19 protein-coding genes are annotated in these 19,132 nt (G+C 61.3%); 11 read left to right on the forward strand and 8 right to left on the reverse strand.

What is annotated here, in order from left to right; all coding sequences use genetic code 11:
- Nucleotides 1-150: 150 nt before the first annotated feature.
- Nucleotides 151-1,269, forward strand: a complete 1,119-nt coding sequence (asd, locus tag N438_RS02785; RefSeq protein WP_023340171.1) for an aspartate-semialdehyde dehydrogenase — start codon at nucleotides 151-153, stop codon at nucleotides 1,267-1,269.
- A 37-nt stretch (nucleotides 1,270-1,306) separates the two neighbouring features.
- Here asd and N438_RS02790 read toward each other — a convergent pair whose 3' ends face one another.
- The 5 genes from N438_RS02790 to hpxW form a co-directional block, all read right to left on the reverse strand.
- Nucleotides 1,307-1,729, reverse strand: coding sequence for a GNAT family N-acetyltransferase (locus N438_RS02790; protein WP_008804826.1), 423 nt, complete (start codon nucleotides 1,727-1,729; stop codon nucleotides 1,307-1,309).
- Nucleotides 1,730-1,814: 85 nt separating this feature from the next.
- Entirely contained in the window at nucleotides 1,815-2,201 is a 387-nt protein-coding gene (gene hpxZ, locus N438_RS02795) for an oxalurate catabolism protein HpxZ (RefSeq protein WP_116696062.1), read from the reverse strand.
- Nucleotides 2,198-3,595, reverse strand: a complete 1,398-nt coding sequence (locus tag N438_RS02800; RefSeq protein ID WP_111459911.1) for an AtzE family amidohydrolase — start codon at nucleotides 3,593-3,595, stop codon at nucleotides 2,198-2,200. Before N438_RS02800 ends, hpxZ begins: the two co-directional genes overlap by 4 nt.
- Nucleotides 3,592-3,777, reverse strand: coding sequence for an oxalurate catabolism protein HpxX (gene hpxX / locus N438_RS02805; protein ID WP_012541681.1), 186 nt, complete (start codon nucleotides 3,775-3,777; stop codon nucleotides 3,592-3,594). The genes N438_RS02800 and hpxX overlap by 4 nt, the downstream gene beginning before the upstream one ends.
- A gap of 10 nt (nucleotides 3,778-3,787) precedes the next feature.
- Nucleotides 3,788-5,374: an oxamate amidohydrolase gene (gene hpxW / locus N438_RS02810; RefSeq protein WP_012541682.1), complete on the reverse strand. Its 1,587-nt coding sequence runs from the start codon at nucleotides 5,372-5,374 to the stop codon at nucleotides 3,788-3,790.
- A gap of 179 nt (nucleotides 5,375-5,553) precedes the next feature.
- Between hpxW and hpxU the strand changes: the two genes are divergently transcribed.
- The 7 genes from hpxU to hpxK all read left to right on the forward strand — a co-directional run bounded on the left by hpxU (nucleotide 5,554) and on the right by hpxK (nucleotide 11,955).
- Nucleotides 5,554-6,393 (forward strand): MurR/RpiR family transcriptional regulator HpxU, encoded by an 840-nt coding sequence (hpxU, locus tag N438_RS02815; protein ID WP_008804829.1) that lies wholly within the window; start codon nucleotides 5,554-5,556, stop codon nucleotides 6,391-6,393.
- A 214-nt stretch (nucleotides 6,394-6,607) separates the two neighbouring features.
- Nucleotides 6,608-7,393 (forward strand): transporter substrate-binding domain-containing protein, encoded by a 786-nt coding sequence (locus N438_RS02820; protein ID WP_032754423.1) that lies wholly within the window; start codon nucleotides 6,608-6,610, stop codon nucleotides 7,391-7,393.
- A gap of 9 nt (nucleotides 7,394-7,402) precedes the next feature.
- Nucleotides 7,403-8,068, forward strand: coding sequence for an amino acid ABC transporter permease (locus tag N438_RS02825; RefSeq protein WP_004176117.1), 666 nt, complete (start codon nucleotides 7,403-7,405; stop codon nucleotides 8,066-8,068).
- Nucleotides 8,068-8,724: an amino acid ABC transporter permease gene (locus N438_RS02830; protein WP_004179948.1), complete on the forward strand. Its 657-nt coding sequence runs from the start codon at nucleotides 8,068-8,070 to the stop codon at nucleotides 8,722-8,724. The genes N438_RS02825 and N438_RS02830 overlap by 1 nt, the downstream gene beginning before the upstream one ends.
- Nucleotides 8,705-9,442, forward strand: coding sequence for an amino acid ABC transporter ATP-binding protein (locus tag N438_RS02835; RefSeq protein WP_064166515.1), 738 nt, complete (start codon nucleotides 8,705-8,707; stop codon nucleotides 9,440-9,442). Before N438_RS02830 ends, N438_RS02835 begins: the two co-directional genes overlap by 20 nt.
- A gap of 15 nt (nucleotides 9,443-9,457) precedes the next feature.
- Nucleotides 9,458-10,699, forward strand: coding sequence for an alanine--glyoxylate aminotransferase family protein (locus N438_RS02840; protein WP_008804831.1), 1,242 nt, complete (start codon nucleotides 9,458-9,460; stop codon nucleotides 10,697-10,699).
- On the forward strand, nucleotides 10,696-11,955 hold the full coding sequence (gene hpxK, locus N438_RS02845) for an allantoate amidohydrolase (protein ID WP_023297648.1): 1,260 nt from the start codon (nucleotides 10,696-10,698) through the stop codon (nucleotides 11,953-11,955). Before N438_RS02840 ends, hpxK begins: the two co-directional genes overlap by 4 nt.
- Nucleotides 11,956-11,987: 32 nt before the next feature.
- On the opposite strand, the gene N438_RS02850 is transcribed toward hpxK, so the two are convergent.
- Nucleotides 11,988-12,965: a nitronate monooxygenase gene (locus tag N438_RS02850; protein ID WP_002905232.1), complete on the reverse strand. Its 978-nt coding sequence runs from the start codon at nucleotides 12,963-12,965 to the stop codon at nucleotides 11,988-11,990.
- A gap of 174 nt (nucleotides 12,966-13,139) precedes the next feature.
- On the opposite strand from N438_RS02850, the gene N438_RS02855 reads away from it, so the two are divergent.
- On the forward strand, nucleotides 13,140-14,045 hold the full coding sequence (locus N438_RS02855; protein ID WP_162493318.1) for a LysR family transcriptional regulator: 906 nt from the start codon (nucleotides 13,140-13,142) through the stop codon (nucleotides 14,043-14,045).
- Nucleotides 14,046-14,079: 34 nt separating this feature from the next.
- Nucleotides 14,080-14,622 (forward strand): E3 ubiquitin--protein ligase, encoded by a 543-nt coding sequence (locus tag N438_RS02860; RefSeq protein WP_162893551.1) that lies wholly within the window; start codon nucleotides 14,080-14,082, stop codon nucleotides 14,620-14,622.
- 151 nt (nucleotides 14,623-14,773) lie between these two features.
- Here the strand turns inward: N438_RS02860 and N438_RS02865 are convergent, their stop codons facing one another.
- Together N438_RS02865 and N438_RS02870 are read right to left on the reverse strand one after the other, a co-directional pair.
- Complete coding sequence (locus N438_RS02865; RefSeq protein ID WP_012541688.1) at nucleotides 14,774-15,874, reverse strand: NADH:flavin oxidoreductase/NADH oxidase; 1,101 nt, start codon at nucleotides 15,872-15,874, stop codon at nucleotides 14,774-14,776.
- A 107-nt stretch (nucleotides 15,875-15,981) separates the two neighbouring features.
- Nucleotides 15,982-17,589, reverse strand: a complete 1,608-nt coding sequence (locus N438_RS02870; protein WP_116696063.1) for an FAD-NAD(P)-binding protein — start codon at nucleotides 17,587-17,589, stop codon at nucleotides 15,982-15,984.
- Between the two features lie 276 nt (nucleotides 17,590-17,865).
- Here N438_RS02870 and N438_RS02875 point away from each other — a divergent pair, with 276 nt between their 5' ends.
- Entirely contained in the window at nucleotides 17,866-19,098 is a 1,233-nt protein-coding gene (locus N438_RS02875; RefSeq protein WP_012541690.1) for an MFS transporter, read from the forward strand.
- Nucleotides 19,099-19,132: the final 34 nt, after the last annotated feature.

The following is a 19,132-nucleotide window of genomic DNA, read 5'->3' on the forward strand; positions in this document are numbered from 1 at the left end:
GTAATAAGAGATAAAAATCGCTGATGGCGGATGAAACATTTTAATAATGATAGAAATCGATGTGGTGGGTAATGACCTTTATTAAGGGATGCGATATAAAGTACGGCGAAATGCAAATTAACATTCTCATAACTTATAAAGGTTAAATAAATGAAGCAGGTGGGTATTGTTGGCTGGCGGGGAATGGTAGGCTCTGTATTACTGCAAAGAATGATCGAAGAAAATGATTTCGACGATATTTCAGCGCATTTTTTTAGTACCTCAAGTGCGGGCGGTGTGGGCCCGGTTATTAATGGTAAAAGCGACATCCTTAAAGATGCGAATTCCCTTAGCGCCCTCGCCGAAATGGATATCATCATCACCTGTCAGGGCGGGGATTATACCAAAGCCATCTATCCAGCGTTAATTAACCATGGCTGGCAAGGTTACTGGATTGACGCCGCTTCGGCGCTGCGGATGGATGAAAAAGCCTGCATTATTCTCGACCCGGTAAACCGCGATAATATCGATCGTGCCGTGAAAGCGGGAGTGAAACTGTTTGTTGGCGGCAACTGCTCCATTACGCTGAGCCTGATGGGGCTGGCCGGGCTGATCAAGGCTGACCTGATCGAATGGATGAGCGTGATGACCTATCAGTCTGCCTCCGGAGCGGGCGCCAAACAGGTGCGGGAATTAATCGCGCAAAGCGCTTATATCAGTCAGCATTTATCTGCGGATGAACTGACGGCATCAGGTTCAGTACTGCCATTGGTAAATAAAGTGAGTGAGCTGATTAACAGCGCGGGTATGCCGGTGGAGAATTTTGGCGTTCCTCTGATGGGAAGCATCATTCCCTGGATCGACAGCGATTTAGGCGATGGAAACAGCCGTGAAGAATGGAAGGGCGAGGCGGAAACCAATAAAATTCTTGGCCTTGCGCCCGGCACCATTCCGGTCAATGGCTTATGCATTCGGGTCGGCGTGATCCGCTGCCACAGCGCTGCCATTACCCTTAAACTTAAACGTGAGGTCAGCGAAGCGGAATTCGCTGAGTTAGTCACCCATTCCCATCCATGGGTAAACTATATCCGCAATAATAAGCAAGAGAGTGTCAGTAAATTGACCCCGGCTGCTATTAGTGGTTCGCTGCAGGTAGGAATTGGCCGCTACAAGAAAATGTCGTTAAATAATGAACCCGTCTACTCGGTGTTAACGGTTGGCGATCAGCTACTGTGGGGTGCGGCGGAACCCCTGCGCCGCATGTTAAATATCCTGCTGGGCAAAATATAGTTACGGTCATCCGGGGAAAGCCCTCGCGCGCAGGCGGTTAAGACAAATGTTTAACGAAGCGTTTGCGGACCTCCTTGTAGCCGTTATTTTCATAAAATTGATGCGCTCTGATTCTTTTTTCACTGCTTGAAAGTTCGATCTGAGCGCATTGTTTATCGCGAGCGAGGCGCTCTGCGGCATGGAGAAGTTGCTGGCCTATCCCTGATCCACGTGACGATTCCTCGATGACCAGCGCGGAAATTAATGCCCATAAACGGTTCTCATGTACCGGTAAAATAAAATTGATAACGATTACGCCACACACGGCGTTTTCTGTTTCCGCCACCAGCGCACTCATCATACTCTGCGGGGCAGTGATGCGTTGTTCTAAGATCGCCGTCTCCGTCTGATAGCCCAGCTGCAGAAATAGCGTTTTCAGCGAGGGGATATCTTTTGATTCAGCCGCTCTGATGAACACCATGATCTTCGACTCCAAATAGCGTGTTACCGGACCGGAAGCGGGCCGGTGGATACCTTATTCTCCGGTCCGCTCCCGTATACGCCACTCAGTCCATCAGACTGACCTGGGCGGCGACAATGCGCCAGCCGTAGGGGAAGCGTACCCAGGTCTGCTGCTGGCGGCCCAGGCGGGCGCTGCCTTCGCGGGTGAACTCGGTGCTGCACACCGCCATATCCGCGCCAAAGGTGGTAATGGTGGTATGGCGCAGATCGCGGGCCAGACCGGCGGCGGGGCGGGCGGCGCGAAAGGCGCGGATCGCCTCGATGCCATACAGATTTTCGCCGGCTCCCAGCCGTACGGTGCGCGGGTCGTACCAGAACAGCGCATCCAGCGCCTCGATGTTATTGCTGACCAGCGCCTCTTCATACTGATAAAACGCCGCCGTCACCTCGGCGAGGATCGCCGGGCGGTCTACATTATCCAGATTGATCATGCTGCACTCTCCGCCACTCGGGCATCGGTAATGCCCATCGCTTCCAGCGCCCGCGCGGCGCGAAGACAGGCTTGTTCGTTAAACGGCGCGGCAATCAGCTGCAGGCCAATCGGCTTACCGCTGGCGGTACGCAGGGGCACGGTCACCACCGGCAGACCGAGGAAGGAGATCGGCTGCGTTAGCATTCCCATGCTGGCGCGCACCGGCAGCGGCTGGCCGTTAATTACCATCTCCTCCGCGCCTATCGGCGTGGCGCTGCATGGGGTGGCGGGGGCGATCAGCACGTCGGCCTGGCTGAACAGGGATTTCATTGCCTGGCGAGCATGACGGCGAAAACGCTGAGCCTGCAGATACCATGCGGAGGGGATCATCGCTCCGGCAAGCAGCCGCTCGCGGGAGTGAGGTTCAAAACGCTCTGGCGAGTGGCGAAGATCCGTCAGGTACTGATTGCCGCCTTCGCTGGCGCTGATGATAAAGGCCGCCGAGCGGGCCAGCGCGGCATCCGCGAACTGCAGCTCGCTGTCGGCGCCCAGCGCGTGGGCGACCCGATCCACGGCCGCCCGGGCGTCGTCATCGCACCAGGTGGTGAAATAGCCGCCCAGCCGCGCGCAGCGCAGCCCCTCCAGTCCGCGCTCCAGCAGATTACCGGTGCGCTCGCTGGCTTTATCAGCCTGAAAGTCATCGGCCGGGTCGCGCCCCTGCAGGGCGTCATACACCGCGGCGAGGTCGGCCACCCGGCGGGCAAAGGGACCAATATGATCCAGACTGGCGACAAACGGATGGCTGCCAGAGCGCGAAAGGCGACCGAAAGTGGGTTTCAGGCCAAAGATCCCGCACAGCGACGCGGGGACGCGGATCGAGCCGTTGGTGTCGCTGCCGAGGCTGAAATGGACCAGCCCGGCCGCCACCGCCGCGGCCGAACCGCCGGACGATCCGCCGGCGATCCGCGACAGATCGTGCGGGTTGCGCGTCGCGCCAAAGTGGCTGTTTTCGGTGGTGAAGCCGTAGGCGTAGGCGTCCATATTGAGCATCCCGCTGAGCAGGGCGCCGGCGCTGTGCAGCTGGCGCACCGCCCAGCTGTCGCTGGTCGCCGGCGACCGGTCGCTCAGCAGTTCCGCCCCGGCGAGGGTGGTATGCCCGGCGACATCAAACAGATTTTTCACTGCGTAAGGAATCCCTGCCAGCGGCGGCAGGGGGCGCTTTTCCCGGCGCAGGGCGTCAATGCTGTCGGCTTCTGCCAGCATGCGCTGGGCGGTGACCTCGGTCCAGGCGTTGATCTGCGGATTCACGCGGGCGATGTCGTCCAGCGTCTGGCGGGCGATCTCCCGGGCGCTCAGTTCGCCCTCGTGCAGCGCACGCTGGATCTCGGCGATGGTGAAGTGATGAAGAGTCATGCTTTATACACCCCCGCAATCTCCTCGCGCGGCCCGAGGGGATAGTCCATCAGCGGCTGCGCCATGGCGGCGATGCGGGCAAACTGGCGCTCCAGCTCTTCACGACGGGGTGCATCCAGCTCCAGGTGCAACAGGTGAGTCATCTGCGTCAGATACTCGCTCCAGTCTGGCTGTGTGGTCATAGTCTGCTCCTTAGTATCCGGCGGCGGCGCCGTTGCTGCGTGGATCGGTCGCCCCTTCAAGCAGGCCGTTGGGATGGCGGACAATGGCGCCGGCGTGGCCCATCGCTTCGCTGAAATCGGCCAGCACTTCCACTTCGTGCCCCAGCTCGCGCAGTCGCGCGATACAGGCGGGGGCAAAGCGTCCCTCCAGCTTCAGTGAATCGGAGGACTGGCCCCAGGTGCGGCCCAGCAGCCAGCGCGGACGGGAGATGCTCTCCTGCAACGGCACCCCCTGCAGGATATAGCGAGTAAACAGCGCCGCCTGAGTTTGCGGCTGACCGTCGCCGCCCATCGAGCCATAGACCATCACCCGGCCATCGTTCAGGCGGGCGGCGGCAGGGTTGAGGGTATGGAATGGCTGTTTGCCAGGGGCCAGCGCCAGGAGATGCTGCGGATCGAGGCTGAAGGCCGCCCCGCGGTTTTGCCAGACGATCCCGGTGTCCGGGAGCACCACGCCGCTGCCGAACTCGTGATAGATACTCTGAATAAATGACACTGCCAGTCCGCTGTTATCCACGACGCCCATCCAGACGGTATCGCCCGGGCCTTTGCCGCGGCCCCAGGGGGAAGCGCTGGCGTCGTCGATGCTGTCGGCCAGCGGCTGCAGAGCTTCCGGGGTGAGCAACTGCTGTACATCCACATCCAGATGGCGTGGATCGGTGATATGCGCATCGCGCAGGGCAAATGCCCGCTTGGTGGCTTCGACAATACGGTGCACCGTTTGCGCGTCGTCGGCATCGGCCATGTTCAGGCGGTCGGTGATGCCAAGGATCGCCAGCGACACCAGTCCCTGCGTCGGCGGCGCAAGATTCCACAGCGTGCCCTGCTGGTGCTGGAGCGTCAGCGGCGCCGGACGCCGGGCGCGGTGGGCCTGCAGGTCGCCGAGGGTGATCGGCATCCCCAGCGCGGCCATACCCTGCGCGAGACGCTCGGCCAGCGGCCCGCGATAGAAACTGTCGAGACCGTCGCTGGCCAGCATGCGCAGGGTACCGGCGAGGGCGGGCTGGCGAAAGCGGCTGCCGGGCCGCGGGGCCTCGCCCGATACCAGCCAGGTTTCGCTGAAGCCCGGCTGATGGCGCAACTCTTCCAGTTTGCTGGCGGTGGCGTGGGCTTGCGAGGCGGTGACCGGAATACCGTCTTCGGCATAGCCGATCGCATCGGCCAGCAGGCGGGCCACCGGCAGCGCGCGGCCGGTTAAGTCCCGTGAAATACGCAGCGCCTCGTCCCAGCCGCTGACGGTGCCGGCGACGGTCAGTGCGGCCTGCGGTCCCCGGTGGGGAATATGCTGCTGTCCGGCGTAGGCCTCGAGGGTCGCCAGCGATCCGGCCGCCCCGCTGGCGTCAATGGCGATGGGGTCTCCCTCAGGCGGTACGATCAGCCAGAAGCCATCGCCGCCGAGGCCATTCATGTGGGGATAGACGACGGCGATGGCCGCCGCGGCAGCCACCATTGCTTCAATGGCGCTGCCGCCCTCGCGCAGGATCGCCAGCGCGCTCTGACTGGCGAGGTGGTGGGGGGCCACCGCCATGCCGTGGGTCGAAACGTTGCTACTGTGCATAAATTATCCTTTCTGAACGAATCACCCGCAGAACACTGCAAAAGCTGTTCCATCTCTGAACGTTTCGTTTCATTGATAAAAACAATGATCAGAATTTTCCCACTGGCACGCTATGTGTAAGGCATAGCAGATACAGTATGATGAGGGATGGATGATGAAACGAAAGTTACAGGGGCGCTATGCAACAACTCGATGAACGACTGAAAGGGCAATACGCCTCGCTGTCGCCGCAGGAGCAGCGGGTGGCGGATTTCATCTTTGACCACTTTGACGACCTGATAAGCTACAACAGCGCCGAGCTGGCGCAGTTGAGCGGCGTGTCGAAAGCCACCGTCAGCCGGCTGTTCAAGCGCCTCGGTTATGACAAATATAAGGACATGCGCGATGAACTGCGCACCCTGCGCCAGAGCGGGATGCCGCTGACCGACCAGCGCGACGCGGTGCAGGGTAACACGCTGCTGGCGCGCCATTATAAGCAGGAGATGGCGAACCTCACCCAATGGGTCAACGCCCTCGACGCCCGCCAGTTCGCCGAGGCGCTGACGGCGATGGTGGCCGCGCGCCGCATCGTGGTGGTGGGGATGCGTAACGCCTATCCGGCGGCGCTGCACTTGCGCCAGCAGCTGCTGCAGGCCCGCGGCCAGGTGCTGGTACTGCCCCAGCCGGGTCAGAGTCTCAGCGAAGAACTGGTCGATCTGACCGCCGATGATCTGGTGGTCATGATGGCGTTTCGCCGCCGGCCGCGAATAGTACGCCCATTGCTGCAGCAGCTGCAGCGCGACGGGGTGCCGGTCCTGTTAATGTGCGAGCCGCAGGCCCATAGCCTGTTTCCGCTCTCCCGCTGGCAGCTCTGCGCGCCGCTGGACAGCGTCTCCGCCTACGACAGCTATGCCTCGGTCAACAGCCTGATCAATCTGCTGGCCAATGCCTTTCTCCATGAAACGCTCGACAGCGGTCGTCCGCGCATCCACGATATCGCCACGCTTTATCAGCAACTGGACGAGCTGGAACAACGCTAATGGGGCGCCAGCGTGGTGCTGTGCATTATTATGGTGCAAGAAAAACCACGTGATGGCGCCGCCGCTCGCTGAACACTTTCCCGTTAACGCTTGTCCTTTCTCACTTTTTGTTTTAATTCCTCGCCAACTCTCGCCTCGTCTGTATCTGGCACATTAGTTGCAAAAACAGATTCAAAGAATCTTTTGTTTCATGCTAACGTAACGGGTAAACATCATGAAGAAACTGTTGATTGCACTGGCCGGGGCCGCTTGTCTCCTTTCGTCTGTTTCTGCCGCGCAGGCTGACCAGCTCCAGGATATTGAAAAACGCGGCGTCATTCGTATTGCCGTGCCTCAGGATTTTCCGCCGTTCGGCTCGGTGGGCACCGACCTGCAGCCGCAGGGGTATGACATCGATATGGCGCGCTATCTGGCGAAATCGATGAAGCTCAAGCTGCAGCTGGTCCCGGTGACCAGCGCCAACCGCGTGCCGTATCTGCAGACCGATAAGGTGGACCTGGTGATCTCCAGCCTCGGCAAGAACGCCGAGCGCGAGAAGGTGATCGACTTCAGCCGCGCCTACGCGCCGTTCTTCCTCGGCGTGTTTGGCCCGAAAGGGGCGGAACTGAAGGACGCGGCCGCGCTGAGCGGTAAAAGCATCGGGGTGACCCGCGGGGCAGTGGAAGATATGGTACTGACCAGCGTGGCGCCGCAGGCGGCGCAGATTAAGCGCTACGAGGACAATAACACCACGCTGTCGGCTTATCTGTCCGGACAGGTGGAGTATGTCGCGACCGGCAATCTGGTGGTGGCGGCCATCTCCCGGCAGAACGCCGACAAAGCGCCGGTCCCGAGCTTTATGCTGAAGGACTCGCCGTGCTTTATCGGTCTGAAAAAGAACGAACCGGCGCTGAAGGCGAAAGTGGATACCCTCATCGAGCAGGGCATTAAGGACGGCACCCTCAACGGTCTGTCTGAGAAGTGGCTGAAAGCGCCACTGCCTGCCAGCCTCGGCGCGTAAGGTCTGGGGATGACGGAGCAACTTCATTTCTCTGAGCTCTGGCCGCACTGGCCGGAGCTGCTGGCCGGCCTGTGGGTGACGGTGCAGTTGACGGTGCTGGCGACGATCGGCGGACTGGCGATCGGCATCCTCGGGGCGGCGATCCGCAGCGGGCGCCCGGGAATGCTCAGCCGGGTATGGGGCGGATATGTGGAAATCATCCGCAACACGCCGTTTGTGGTGCAACTCTTTTTTATCGTCTTTGGTTTACCGAACCTTGGACTGAAGATGACCGCCGGTGAAGCGGCGCTGCTGGCGATGGTGGTTAACCTCGGCGCCTATAGCACCGAGATCGTCCGCGCCGGTATTCAGGTGACGCCGAAGGGCCAGTGGGAAGCCGGTCGCGTGCTCGGGCTTAGCCGGACGCAAACCTTCGTTCGCGTCGTGTTGCCCCCGGCGCTGCAGCGGATTTACCCGGCGCTGGTCAGCCAGTGCATCATCGTGATGCTCGGCTCGTCAGTGGTGTCGCAGGTCTCCTATGAGGAGCTGACCTTCGCCGCCAACCTGATCCAGTCGCGGACATTTTTGAGCTTTGAGGTCTATCTGGTGACCACCGGGATCTACTTAGCGTTATCGATAGCGATGCGCCAGCTGCTGATGGCGGCGGGGCGTAAATGGCTGGGGGTACAGGCCTGATGACCACTTTTACTGATTGGGACATTATCCGCAACCTGCTGCTGGCCGGTCGCTGGACGGTGCTGCTGTCGCTGGTCGCGTTCACCGGCGGGGCGCTGGTGACCTTACCGTTACTGCTGCTGCGCCTCACCGGCGGACGCCAGGTGAAACGGTTGATCCGCGGCTACATCGAGCTGTTTCAGGGCACGCCGCTGCTGATGCAGCTGTTTCTGGCATTCTTTGGCGTGGCGCTGTTCGGCATCGACGTCTCGGCGTGGACCGCCGCCTCGGTCGCTCTGACGCTCTACACCAGCGCCTTTTTGCTGGATATCTGGTTCGGCAGCATTCGCGCGCTGCCCAAAGGCCAGTGGGAAGCCTCGCGGTGTCTCGGGCTGAGCTTCGGCCAGACCTTGTACCGCGTGGTGGCGCCGCAGGCACTGCGCATTGCCATCGCGCCGACGGTGGGCTTTGCCGTACAGGTGATCAAAGGCACGGCGCTGGCATCGATTATCGGCTTTGTGGAGCTGACCAAGGCCGGGACGATGCTGACCAACGTCACTTATCAGCCGTTTAAAGTGTTTGCCCTGGTGGCGCTGGGCTATTTCATTCTGTGCTATCCGCTGTCCCGCTACAGCCGCTATCTGGAGAACAAATTCAATGCCTCTCATCACCATTAATCAGATGCAGAAGTACTACGGCGACAACCATGTGTTGAAGGGCGTCGATCTGGATATCGACATGGGGGAAGTGATCTCGATCATCGGCCGCAGCGGCTCGGGTAAAAGCACCCTGCTGCGCTGTATCAATGGTCTGGAGGGCTACCAGGAGGGCAGTATCAAGCTCGGGGGCATGACCATCACCGATCGCGATTCACAGGCCCGGGAGATCAGCCGCTCCATCGGCATGGTGTTCCAGAACTTTAACCTGTTCCCGCACATGACGGCGCTGGAGAACGTCATGCTGGCTCCGCGGCGGGTACTGAAGAAGTCCCAGGACGAATGCCGGGAGCTGGCGCAGCGGATGCTGGAGAAGGTCGGTCTTGGCGACCGTCTGGATTACTATCCGGCCAATCTCTCCGGCGGCCAGCAGCAGCGCGTGGCCATTGCCCGGGCGCTGGCCATGTCGCCGAAAGTTTTACTCTGTGACGAAATCACCTCGGCACTCGACCCGGAACTGGTGGGTGAAGTGCTGAAGGTGCTGGAGCAACTGGCGGCGGAAGGTATGACGCTGATCCTCGTCACCCATGAAATGAACTTTGCCCGCGAAGTGGGCGACCGCGTGGTGTTTATGCATCAGGGACGCGTCTGGGAGCAGGGCGACAGCAAAACGCTGTTCGCCAGCCCGCAGACCAGCGAACTGAAACAGTTTATCTCCTCGGTGCGCGGTCTTAACTAACGTAAGGAATGGCAGATGGATATCACTCAGTTTTCGCAAATTAACCCGCCGCAGCGCCTGCTGATGGGGCCGGGGCCGATCAATGCCGACCCGCGCGTGCTGCGCGCCATGTCGAGCCAGCTGGTTGGGCAGTACGATCCGGCGATGACCCACTACATGAATGAAGTCATGGCGCTCTACCGCGGTGTGTTTCGCACCGAAAATCGCTGGACGATGCTGGTTGACGGCACCTCGCGCGCCGGGATCGAAGCGATTCTGGTGTCGGCGATCCGTCCGGGTGACAAAGTGTTGGTGCCGGTGTTCGGCCGGTTTGGACATCTGCTGTGCGAGATCGCGCGTCGTTGCCGGGCAGAGGTGCACACCATCGAGGTGCCGTGGGGCGAGGTCTTTACGCCGGATCAGGTTGAGGACGCGATCAAGCGCGTGCGCCCGCGCCTGCTGCTCACCGTGCAGGGCGATACTTCCACCACCATGCTGCAGCCGCTGGCGGAGCTGGGGGAGATTTGCCGTCGTCACGAAGTGCTGTTCTATACCGACGCCACCGCGTCGCTCGGCGGTAACCCGCTGGAAACCGACGCCTGGCAGCTGGACGCCGTGTCCGCCGGGATGCAGAAGTGCCTGGGCGGTCCTTCCGGCACCTCGCCCATCACCCTCAGCCCGCGGATGGAAGAGGTCATCCGCCGCCGTCGTTGCATTGAGCAGGGGATCCGCACCGACGCCCACCACGATGGCGTCGACGAGATGATCTACTCCAACTATTTCGATCTCGGCATGGTAATGGATTACTGGGGGCCGGAGCGCCTTAACCACCATACCGAAGCGACCTCGGCGCTGTTCGCCGCCCGGGAGTGCGCGCGCCTGATCCTCCAGGAGGGACTCGACAACGGCATCGCCCGCCACAAACTGCACGGCGATGCGCTGCTGAAGGGCATCCAGGCGATGGGGCTCGAGACCTTTGGCGACCTGCGGCACAAAATGAATAACGTGCTGGGGGTGGTGATCCCCAACGGGGTCAACGGCGATCAGGTACGCAAACTGATGCTGGAAGATTTCGGCATTGAAATTGGCACCTCGTTTGGTCCGCTGCACGGTAAAGTCTGGCGCATTGGCACCATGGGCTATAACGCGCGTAAAGACTGCGTGATGCAGACGCTCAGCGCGCTGGAAGCGGTCCTGAACTACCTCAAGTTCACCACCACTCAGGGCGCGGCGATGCAGGCGGCCTGGGATCACTACCGCACCGAGGCCACCCTATGAGTGATACCGCCCGCCAGCAGGCGGAGAGAGAAGCGGCTGCCAGCCGGGTGATGGCGCGTGCCGATCGGCTGGCCACCCTCAGCGAAACCGCCGATGCCCTGACCCGGGTCTATCTGTCGCCCGAGCATCTGCAGGCCAACCAGTTGGTGGGCCAGTGGATGCAGGCTGCCGGCATGATGGTGTGGCAGGACAGCGTCGGCAACATCTGCGGACGCTATGAAGGACAACAGGAGGGGGCGCCGGCGGTGCTGCTGGGTTCTCATCTTGACACCGTGCGCAACGCCGGACGCTACGACGGCATGCTCGGCGTGCTGGCGGCGATTGAGGTGGTCCAGCGTCTGCACCAGCAGGGGCGACGGCTGGCAAAGGCAATCGAGATCGTCGGCTTTGGCGATGAAGAGGGCACCCGCTTTGGCATCACCCTGCTCGGCAGCCGCGGCGTCACCGGCACCTGGCCTGAAAGCTGGCTGTCACAGTGCGATACCGACGGCGTGAGCGTCGCCCAGGCGCTGGTGAATGCCGGACTCGATCCGGCGCGGATCGGCGATGCGGCCCGTCTCCCGCGGGATATCGCCGCCTATCTGGAGCTGCATATCGAGCAGGGGCCGTGCCTGGAGCAGGCGGGGCTGGCGCTCGGCGTGGTGGAGGCGATTAACGGCGCCCGACGGCTGAACTGCCGCTTTACCGGCGAAGCTGGCCATGCCGGCACGGTGCCGATGCTCCACCGCAAGGACGCCCTCGCCGCGGCGGCGGAATGGATGGTGCAGGTGGAAAACCTGACCCGGCAGCGCGGCGGTAACCTGGTGGCGACGGTCGGCACCCTGCGCTGTGCGCCGGGCGCGGTGAACGTGATACCGGGCGAGGTGCAGTTGACGCTGGATATTCGCGGCCCGCAGGATGCGCCGCTGACGGCGCTGCTGGATGAGCTGCTGGGCGAGGCGCAGGCCATTGCCGGGCGTCGCCAGCTGCGTTTCGCCGCCGAGGAGTATTATCGCATCGCCGCCACCGCCTGCGACAGTCACCTGCAGGCGGTGCTGGGCGAGGCGGTAGCGGCGGTGCAGGGGCGTTCGCTGACGCTGCCGAGCGGCGCAGGGCATGACGCCATCGCCATCGCCGAGCGCTGGCCATCGGCCATGCTGTTTGTGCGTTGCCTGGGGGGCGTCAGCCATCACCCGGCGGAGTCGGTCACCGCCGCCGACGTCGGACTGGCTATCGACGCTTTCTCCCGGGCGGTAGAGAAGGTGGCCGACGCCTGATCGCGCCGGTTGCCGAGCCCCGGCTGGCGGCTTCACACCGCCAGCTGGTTGACCACCTCGGCGACAGAGGTGATGGCATGGATGTTGCCGATCCCCGCGCCCACCGAGATATACCCCTCATCAGTATTCCCCTCCAGCATGCCCAGCCGCATCCCGCGCAGACCGCCCATCGCCTGGGCCAGCTCGGCTTTTGAGGCGCCGGCACGATCCATGGCCACCAGTGTGTCGCTCAGTTTGCCGGGCAGCGCGCGGTAGTAGTCCGGCAGGGTACGGAACAGGCGCAGATCCAGACCGTTGGCGGCCACAATTTTCGCTTTCACCGAGTCGGGAACCCGGCTTTCGATGGTGCTGATAAATACCGAGCCGGCGAAAACCCCTTCCGCACCGAGGGCGTGGACGGCGCGCGCGCCCCGGGCGTCGGTGATCCCTCCGGCGGCCATCACCGGAACCCGCTGTACCGCGTCAACGATCAGCGGGACGATGGTGAAGGTCCCGAGGGCGGTACCCGGCAGCGTGCCGCCTTCGTCAAAGCCGGTGGCGACAATAATATCCGCTCCGGCCTGCTCCGCGCGGCGGCTGTTCTCCGGCGTCGGGTTGATGTCACGATAGATAATGGTGATCCCGGCGGCTTTCAGTTCGTCGAACAGCGCCGGTTTTAACGAACCATCGCCGTAGCCGGTGTAGACCACCACCTTAACCCCTTCCTCTTTGATCACCGGCAGGATCGCCGGCGTCCAGATGTCATTTTCCGCCGTCGGGATCAGGTTGACGCCAAAGGGTTTCTCCGTCAGCTGTTTGGTTTTGCGGATCTCTTCGCGCATTTTCTCGGCGGTGGCCTCCGGGGTGGAAACGGCGGTTGCCGCCGTCAGTCCGGCGTTCGGGCCCAGCACGCCAAGCCCACCGGCGTTGCCGACGGCCGCCACCAGACGAGCATCGGTTAGCCAGGAGAGGGGCCCCTGGACCACCGGTTTTTCAATACCCAGAATGCGGGCGACGCGGTTAGGTTGCATGATATTTTTCCTTTTATGTTAATAAGTTATAAATTTCTTCGCCCCAGCGATGCGGCAATGAGGGCAGTGTAGGCGTCTTTATTGTTTTAAAAAATGAGCAAAAACTTTCATCACTATTATTAAATTAGTAATAATGTGAACTGATGAAGAGGTGGGAGGCGGGCCATCATGCAAATGAATCTGTTTGAAAATATTAAAATTTTTATTGAAATCGTCGATGCCGGCAGCTTTGCCCAGGCGGCTGAAAATTTGCAGATCCACCGACCGGCGGTGACCAAAGCGCTGCAGCAGCTGGAGCAGGAGAGCGGGGTCCGGCTGCTGCAGCGCACCACCCGGCGTCTGTATCTTACGCCGGAGGGGGAAGAGTTTTATCGCCGCAGCAAACCGTTGCTCTCCCAGGCCGACGATCTGCTGGAGTCGTTCGCGCCGGACCGACCGATCCGCGGTCAGCTGCGCGTTGATATGCCGATCGCCTTTGCCCGGCTGCTGGTGATCCCGCATCTGCCGGATTTTTATCAGGCTCATCCGGAGGTGGAGATTGTCCTCAGCAGCTCCGACGTACGCCGGGATATGCTGCGCGATGGTCTGGATTGCCTGCTGCGGGTGGGGGATCTTGAGGATGGCGACTATGTGGCGCGTTCGCTGGGGGAGGTGGCGTTAACCACCTGCGCCAGTCCGGGCTATCTGGCGCGCTATGGGGCGCCCGCGACGCTGGAGGACCTGCAGTCGCATCTGGCGGTGAACTGGGTGAACAGCAGCAGCCGACAGATTATGCCCTGGCGATTCCAGACCCCGGAGGGCATCAGGCAGATCGCCATTCCCGGTAAACTGGTGCTGGACAACTCTGAAGTCTTTACTGCCGCCGGGCTGGCGGGGCTGGGGATGCTGCAGGGGATGCGTTTCTTTTTGCAACCTTATATCGACAGCGGGCAACTGGTGGAAATTTTGCCGGACTTTCCGGCGCCGCGTCGACCGTTGTCGCTGCTCTATCCGCACCGGCATCTGTCGCATAAGGTGCGGGTCTTTGCCGACTGGCTGCAGGGGCTGGTGGCGACCCTGGATCGATCGGTGTCGGCTTGACTCTGCTGGCTGAGCGTTTATATATAAAATGTGAATGCCATTATGGCAATCAATCACAAAGCTGGATAACGACTTAACCTGTAAGGGAATGCTGATGAAACTCTGGAATAAAACACTACTTGCTTCCGCCCTGTGTCTGACCCTGTTTGGCTGCGACGATGCGTCGAAAGTGGATAACAAACTGGATAAGGCCAAAGATAATGCGGAGCAGATGAAGGATGCCGCGGCGGACAAAGCGCAGGCGATTAAACAGGATGCGGATAAGCAAATCGATACGCTGAAAAGCCAGGCTGACGCCGAGGCCGACCGCCTGAAGGATCAGGCCAGCGCCATCAAGGCGGAGGCGGACAAGAAAGCGGATGCCATCGCCCAGCAGGCGAAAGCCCAGGCCGATGCCGTGAAGCAGAACGCAAAGCAGGAAAGTGACCGCATAGTCAAAGAGGCGGGTCAAATCAAAGACAATGCCATCGGCGACGCCAATCAGCTCTCGGCGGAGGCGGCGAGCAAAACCAAGGCCATCCAGGACAGTATCGCGGCGGACAAACAGAACACCACGCCACCGCCCGCCCAGCAGTAACCTGCGCTGTTTGCCTGACCCGCGCCAGGAAATATAGGGAGCGGAGCATGATAGATTGCCGGGCGCCGCCGCCGCCGCCCGGCACGTGGACAGCAATAACATCCTGCTCAGGGGTATCTTACGATACCCCTTTTTTATGCGCGCTGCGGGTTCAACGGTTTGGCAGCAGGGTGCCTTTCAGGCCGTGTGGCTCGGAGCGCAGGTACTGCGAAGGGACGCGAACCTGGGCGCCGAGGCTGGCGGCAGCGTGCCACGGCCAGTGCGGATCGTAGAGTACCGCGCGGGCGAGGGCGATCAGGTCGGCATCGCCATCCTCCAGCGCCGCTTCCGCCTGCTGCGGATCGGTGATCAGCCCCACGCCAATCACCGGGATAGCAACCTGCTGGCGAATGTCGTGGGCGAATGGCAACTGATAACCCGGTCCGACGGTGATCGACTGCTGCGGCGACAATCCGCCGCTGGAGACGTGAATATAGTCGCTGCCCAGCGCTTCCAGCTGCTGGCTAAACTGAATGGACTGCTCGCAGTCCCAGCCGCCTTCGACCCAGTCGGTAGCCGACAGCCTGACGCCCACCGCCATGGTGTTGCCCACCGCCTCGCGGATCGCGTTAAACACTTCCAGCGGATAGCGCAGACGGTTTTCCAGAGAACCGCCGTACTCATCACGGCGCTGATTGCTGAGCGGCGAGAGAAACTGGTGCAGCAGATAGCCGTGGGCGGCGTGCAGTTCAATCAGCTCAAAGCCCAGACGCTGGGCGCGCAACGCGCTGGCGACAAACGCCGCTTTGATGCGCGCCATATCGGCAAGGCTCAGCTCGGCGGGGGCGCGGTCGCCATCGTGAAACGCCACGGCGGAGGGGGCAACGGTTTGCCAGCCACCCTCATTAAGGGCCAGCTGATGACCACCCTGCCACGGGGCCGCGCAGGAGGCTTTGCGTCCGGCGTGCCCCAGCTGGATCCCCAGGCGGATCGGCGACCAGGCCCGAATATCCTCTACCACCGCGCGCAGCGCGTTTTCGGTTTCATCATCCCACAAACCCAGATCCCCCGGCGAGATACGTCCCGCTGGCTCTACCGCCGTGGCTTCCAGAATTAACAGGCCAGCGCCGGAGAAAGCCAGCTGACCAAGATGGATCCGGTGCCAGGAGGTGGCTTTACCCTCGTCGGCAGAGTACTGACACATGGGGGCAATAACGATGCGGTTATCCAGCGCCAGCTGACCAATACGCGTCGCGCTAAAAAGATGGCTCATGAGTACCTCGTAAAAGTTAGACAGGGTCTTGCATGGGGGCGAACAGTCACTGTTTATAGCACGCCTGTTTGCCCTCCTTTATTCGGATATTGCGTTTAAGCAGCCCGCTATTCGATAAACCACAGGCGGCGCCGGCGGCCCGTTGCCTGCTGCGACACGGCACGGGCCATCGCGCTGCCAATTTCGGCGCTGGCCGTCAGCCCCTGCACAAAGGGACGATCGTGCATCAGCCAGGGAAGGGCGCCGAAAGCGACCCGGCCGCGCAGCGTCTCGGGCGCCTGCAGCGTGTAGTCATCGCCGACGTCCGGAATGTCGTCGCCGCAGGCCAGCAGCTGCTGGCGCAGCGATGGGAAGGGCAGGTCCCGGGTTTTCAACGCTTGTTGCCCGCGGGCATCGATAAACACATCGAATTCACAGCGCTGCTGATGATGGACAATCAGCGTTCGGTGAGACTCGCGCTGCAGGTCATAATCCTCGCCGAGCGCCACAATACGCAGAATACCGGCCTGGTGCAGGGCCAGCAGCCGGCGAATGGATTCCGGCGGGATGGCGGCATAGTTATCGATAAACACCCGGGCGAGCCCGCGCCGGAAGCGGCGGCTGTCCTCGTCGTTGAGTTCCGGCACCACGCTTTCAATCGCCTCGTGCAGGCGGAGAATGGCATAGCGCCAGGGCACCGTGTGGTGTTCGCGCTTATTGCGCTCCACCTCCTGCAGATTGCGTTGCGCCCACTGGAACGGGTCATGGGTGAGACGGTCGGCAAACCAGGCGTCGGCGATGCTGTCAGGCGTTAGCTGGCGCAGCCCCGTCGCCTCGCACCAGGCTGGGGCGGCATATTCCAGCTCCTGCACGACCAGCTCGAATACCCGATCCAGTAGCCCGTCACTGCCCTGCGCGACGGCAGCCTCAAGGGCGGCAGGGGTGGCGATCTCCAGCGGCTCCCATGGGATCGGACAGTAAAAATCGGCTTCCGGGAGCACCCCATTGCGCGACAGCAGGGTGATCTCCAGCGCCTCGCTGCCAGGATGGAGGGTAAAATGGGTCGTTTTGTCGTTCTCAGTATGGAAAACACCATGCTGGGCCACCACGGCGATGGCGGCATCAATGGCGCTTAAAGAGGTCCCGAGGATCCCGACCCGGCAGGGCGCGATCCGGGCGTCCATCAGTCCGGTCCACGGACTGGGGAAATACTGTCGACTGGCGCGCTCTTCCTCAGGCCACAGATGGCCGGTGGCAATCGCCACCAGGTCGACGATAACCGGCGCTGCCGCGCTATCAGTGTGGATGGCGATCCCGGCGGGCTGGACGGCAATATCCGTCACTTCACAGGATTCACAAACGCTAACGATGAAGCCGGCGTCCCGGGCCCGCTCAGTGAGATACAGAAAACGGTCGCGATAGTACTCGCCGAGGATCACTCGCGGCAGGAACTGGCGCTCATGCAGCGTGTGCCGCTCGAGGCCGCGCGCCGCCAGCCAGGCGTCGCTGTGCTGCTGCAGCCATTGCAGATAGGTCAGGTCGATAGGGGGGATCTCAATGCTGGCGATGTTAGCCAGCATTTGCGCCGCCGTATTATCGTCACTGTAGGGCATACCCACCCCGGCCTGCGCCTCTTTTTCAAACAGGGTGATCGCCAGCGGCTCGCCACGCTTCACCAGTTCATAGAACGTGTAAATCCCCGTCGGCCCCACGCCGACGATGGCAACTCTCTTCATGATTCTCTCCCTTCCTGTGGGCGGATGCGGCATGGACAGCGGTTCACTGTCGCCAGCCTGTCCTTAATTCTGGTCGAAAATTGCCGATCCGGTGGGCCGTTACACGCAATTTGAAACAAATTAGCAGGCTAATAAACTTGCCGGCGGCCGGAAAAAGGGTGTAATTAACAAAAGAGCAACTTTCTATACAAACAATTTACATAAGCGGTGACACCAGCTTGCTCTGCCGGACGCCGCGCAAGCTCCCGGCAACCCCGTCGGGATAGGGATGACAAGATGCATGGCTGGACTTCACGACAGCGCAACGCGGCGATTGCCAGTTTTTTAAGCTGGACGCTCGATGCTTTCGATTTCTTTCTGTTGGTCTTTTTACTGAGCGATATCGCCCACTCGTTTCACGTCGACCTTGAAGAGGTCACTCTGGCGATTCTGCTTACCCTGGCCGTGCGGCCGATAGGCGCGCTGATTTTCGGCAGGGCAGCGGAAAAGTATGGCCGCAAACCCATTCTGATGCTGAATATCGTCTTCTTCTCCGCTTTTGAGCTGCTCTCCGCCGCCGCGCCGTCGTTGCTGCTGTTTTTTCTGCTGCGGGTGCTGTATGGCGTGGCGATGGGCGGGATCTGGGGCGTGGCCTCGTCGCTGGCGATGGAGACGATCCCCGACCGCTCGCGCGGTCTGATGTCCGGTCTGTTCCAGGCGGGATATCCCTTCGGCTATTTGCTGGCGGCCGTCGCCTACGGCCTGCTGTTTGAACAACTCGGCTGGCGCGGGATGTTTGTGATTGGCGCCGCGCCGGTGCTGCTGCTGCCGTTTATCTATTTCTGCGTCGAGGAGTCCCCGGTTTGGCTGGCGGCCCGGCAAAGTAAAGCGAGCACGGCGCTGCTGCCGGTACTGCGTAGTCACTGGAAGCTGTGTCTGTACCTGGTGGTGCTGATGGCGGCCTTTAACTTTTTCTCCCACGGGACGCAGGATCTCTACCCGGTCTTTTTGAAAGTCCAGCACGGCTTCGAGCCTAAAACGGTCAGCATCATCGCCGTCTGCTACAACATCGCCTCGATTATGGGTGGCGTGTTCTTCGGTTCGCTGTCGGAAAAAATTGGCCGACGCAAAGCGATTATGATCGCCGCCCTGCTGGCGCTGCCGGTCATCCCGCTGTGGGCTTTCGCCAGCGGCTCGCTGGCGCTGGGGGCGGGGGCGTTTCTGATGCAGTTTATGGTGCAGGGGGCCTGGGGAGTGATCCCCACCTGGCTCAATGAACTGGTCCCGGCCAACACCCGGGCGGTGCTGCCTGGCTTCGTCTATCAGCTGGGTAATCTGCTGGCTTCGGTGAATGCCACTCTCCAGGCGTCAATCGCCCAGCATCATGGGCATAACTACGGTCTGGCGATGGCCCTGGTGGCCGGTACGGTGGCGATTGTCATTACCGTCCTGACCTTCTTTGGTCGCGAGGGACGGGTGATCCAGCCCGCAGGAGCGGGACATCGCCAGCCGCTCTCCACCAGCCGTTAACTTCTGCTGCCGGGCGTCGTCAGGCGCCCGGCAG

This window comes from Klebsiella sp. GL120222-02, assembly GCF_003097195.1.
GTDB classification, from domain to species: domain Bacteria; phylum Pseudomonadota; class Gammaproteobacteria; order Enterobacterales; family Enterobacteriaceae; genus Klebsiella; species Klebsiella variicola.

Excerpts from the sequence above, each read along its gene's own strand:
- N438_RS02855 (WP_162493318.1), top strand. The coding sequence starts at position 13,140 with ATGAATCTGTTTGAAAATATTAAAATTTTTATTGAAATCGTCGATGCC.
- hpxX (WP_012541681.1), bottom strand. The coding sequence starts at position 3,777 with ATGACCACACAGCCAGACTGGAGCGAGTATCTGACGCAGATGACTCAC.
- N438_RS02825 (WP_004176117.1), top strand. The coding sequence starts at position 7,403 with ATGACGGAGCAACTTCATTTCTCTGAGCTCTGGCCGCACTGGCCGGAG.
- N438_RS02865 (WP_012541688.1), bottom strand. The coding sequence starts at position 15,874 with ATGAGCCATCTTTTTAGCGCGACGCGTATTGGTCAGCTGGCGCTGGAT.
- N438_RS02850 (WP_002905232.1), bottom strand. The coding sequence starts at position 12,965 with ATGCAACCTAACCGCGTCGCCCGCATTCTGGGTATTGAAAAACCGGTG.
- hpxU (WP_008804829.1), top strand. The coding sequence starts at position 5,554 with ATGCAACAACTCGATGAACGACTGAAAGGGCAATACGCCTCGCTGTCG.
- asd (WP_023340171.1), top strand. The coding sequence starts at position 151 with ATGAAGCAGGTGGGTATTGTTGGCTGGCGGGGAATGGTAGGCTCTGTA.
- N438_RS02790 (WP_008804826.1), bottom strand. The coding sequence starts at position 1,729 with ATGGTGTTCATCAGAGCGGCTGAATCAAAAGATATCCCCTCGCTGAAA.
- hpxK (WP_023297648.1), top strand. The coding sequence starts at position 10,696 with ATGAGTGATACCGCCCGCCAGCAGGCGGAGAGAGAAGCGGCTGCCAGC.
- N438_RS02860 (WP_162893551.1), top strand. The coding sequence starts at position 14,080 with ATGCCATTATGGCAATCAATCACAAAGCTGGATAACGACTTAACCTGT.
- hpxW (WP_012541682.1), bottom strand. The coding sequence starts at position 5,374 with ATGCACAGTAGCAACGTTTCGACCCACGGCATGGCGGTGGCCCCCCAC.
- N438_RS02875 (WP_012541690.1), top strand. The coding sequence starts at position 17,866 with ATGCATGGCTGGACTTCACGACAGCGCAACGCGGCGATTGCCAGTTTT.
- N438_RS02870 (WP_116696063.1), bottom strand. The coding sequence starts at position 17,589 with ATGAAGAGAGTTGCCATCGTCGGCGTGGGGCCGACGGGGATTTACACG.
- N438_RS02840 (WP_008804831.1), top strand. The coding sequence starts at position 9,458 with ATGGATATCACTCAGTTTTCGCAAATTAACCCGCCGCAGCGCCTGCTG.
- N438_RS02800 (WP_111459911.1), bottom strand. The coding sequence starts at position 3,595 with ATGACTCTTCATCACTTCACCATCGCCGAGATCCAGCGTGCGCTGCAC.
- N438_RS02820 (WP_032754423.1), top strand. The coding sequence starts at position 6,608 with ATGAAGAAACTGTTGATTGCACTGGCCGGGGCCGCTTGTCTCCTTTCG.
- N438_RS02835 (WP_064166515.1), top strand. The coding sequence starts at position 8,705 with ATGCCTCTCATCACCATTAATCAGATGCAGAAGTACTACGGCGACAAC.
- N438_RS02830 (WP_004179948.1), top strand. The coding sequence starts at position 8,068 with ATGACCACTTTTACTGATTGGGACATTATCCGCAACCTGCTGCTGGCC.
- hpxZ (WP_116696062.1), bottom strand. The coding sequence starts at position 2,201 with ATGATCAATCTGGATAATGTAGACCGCCCGGCGATCCTCGCCGAGGTG.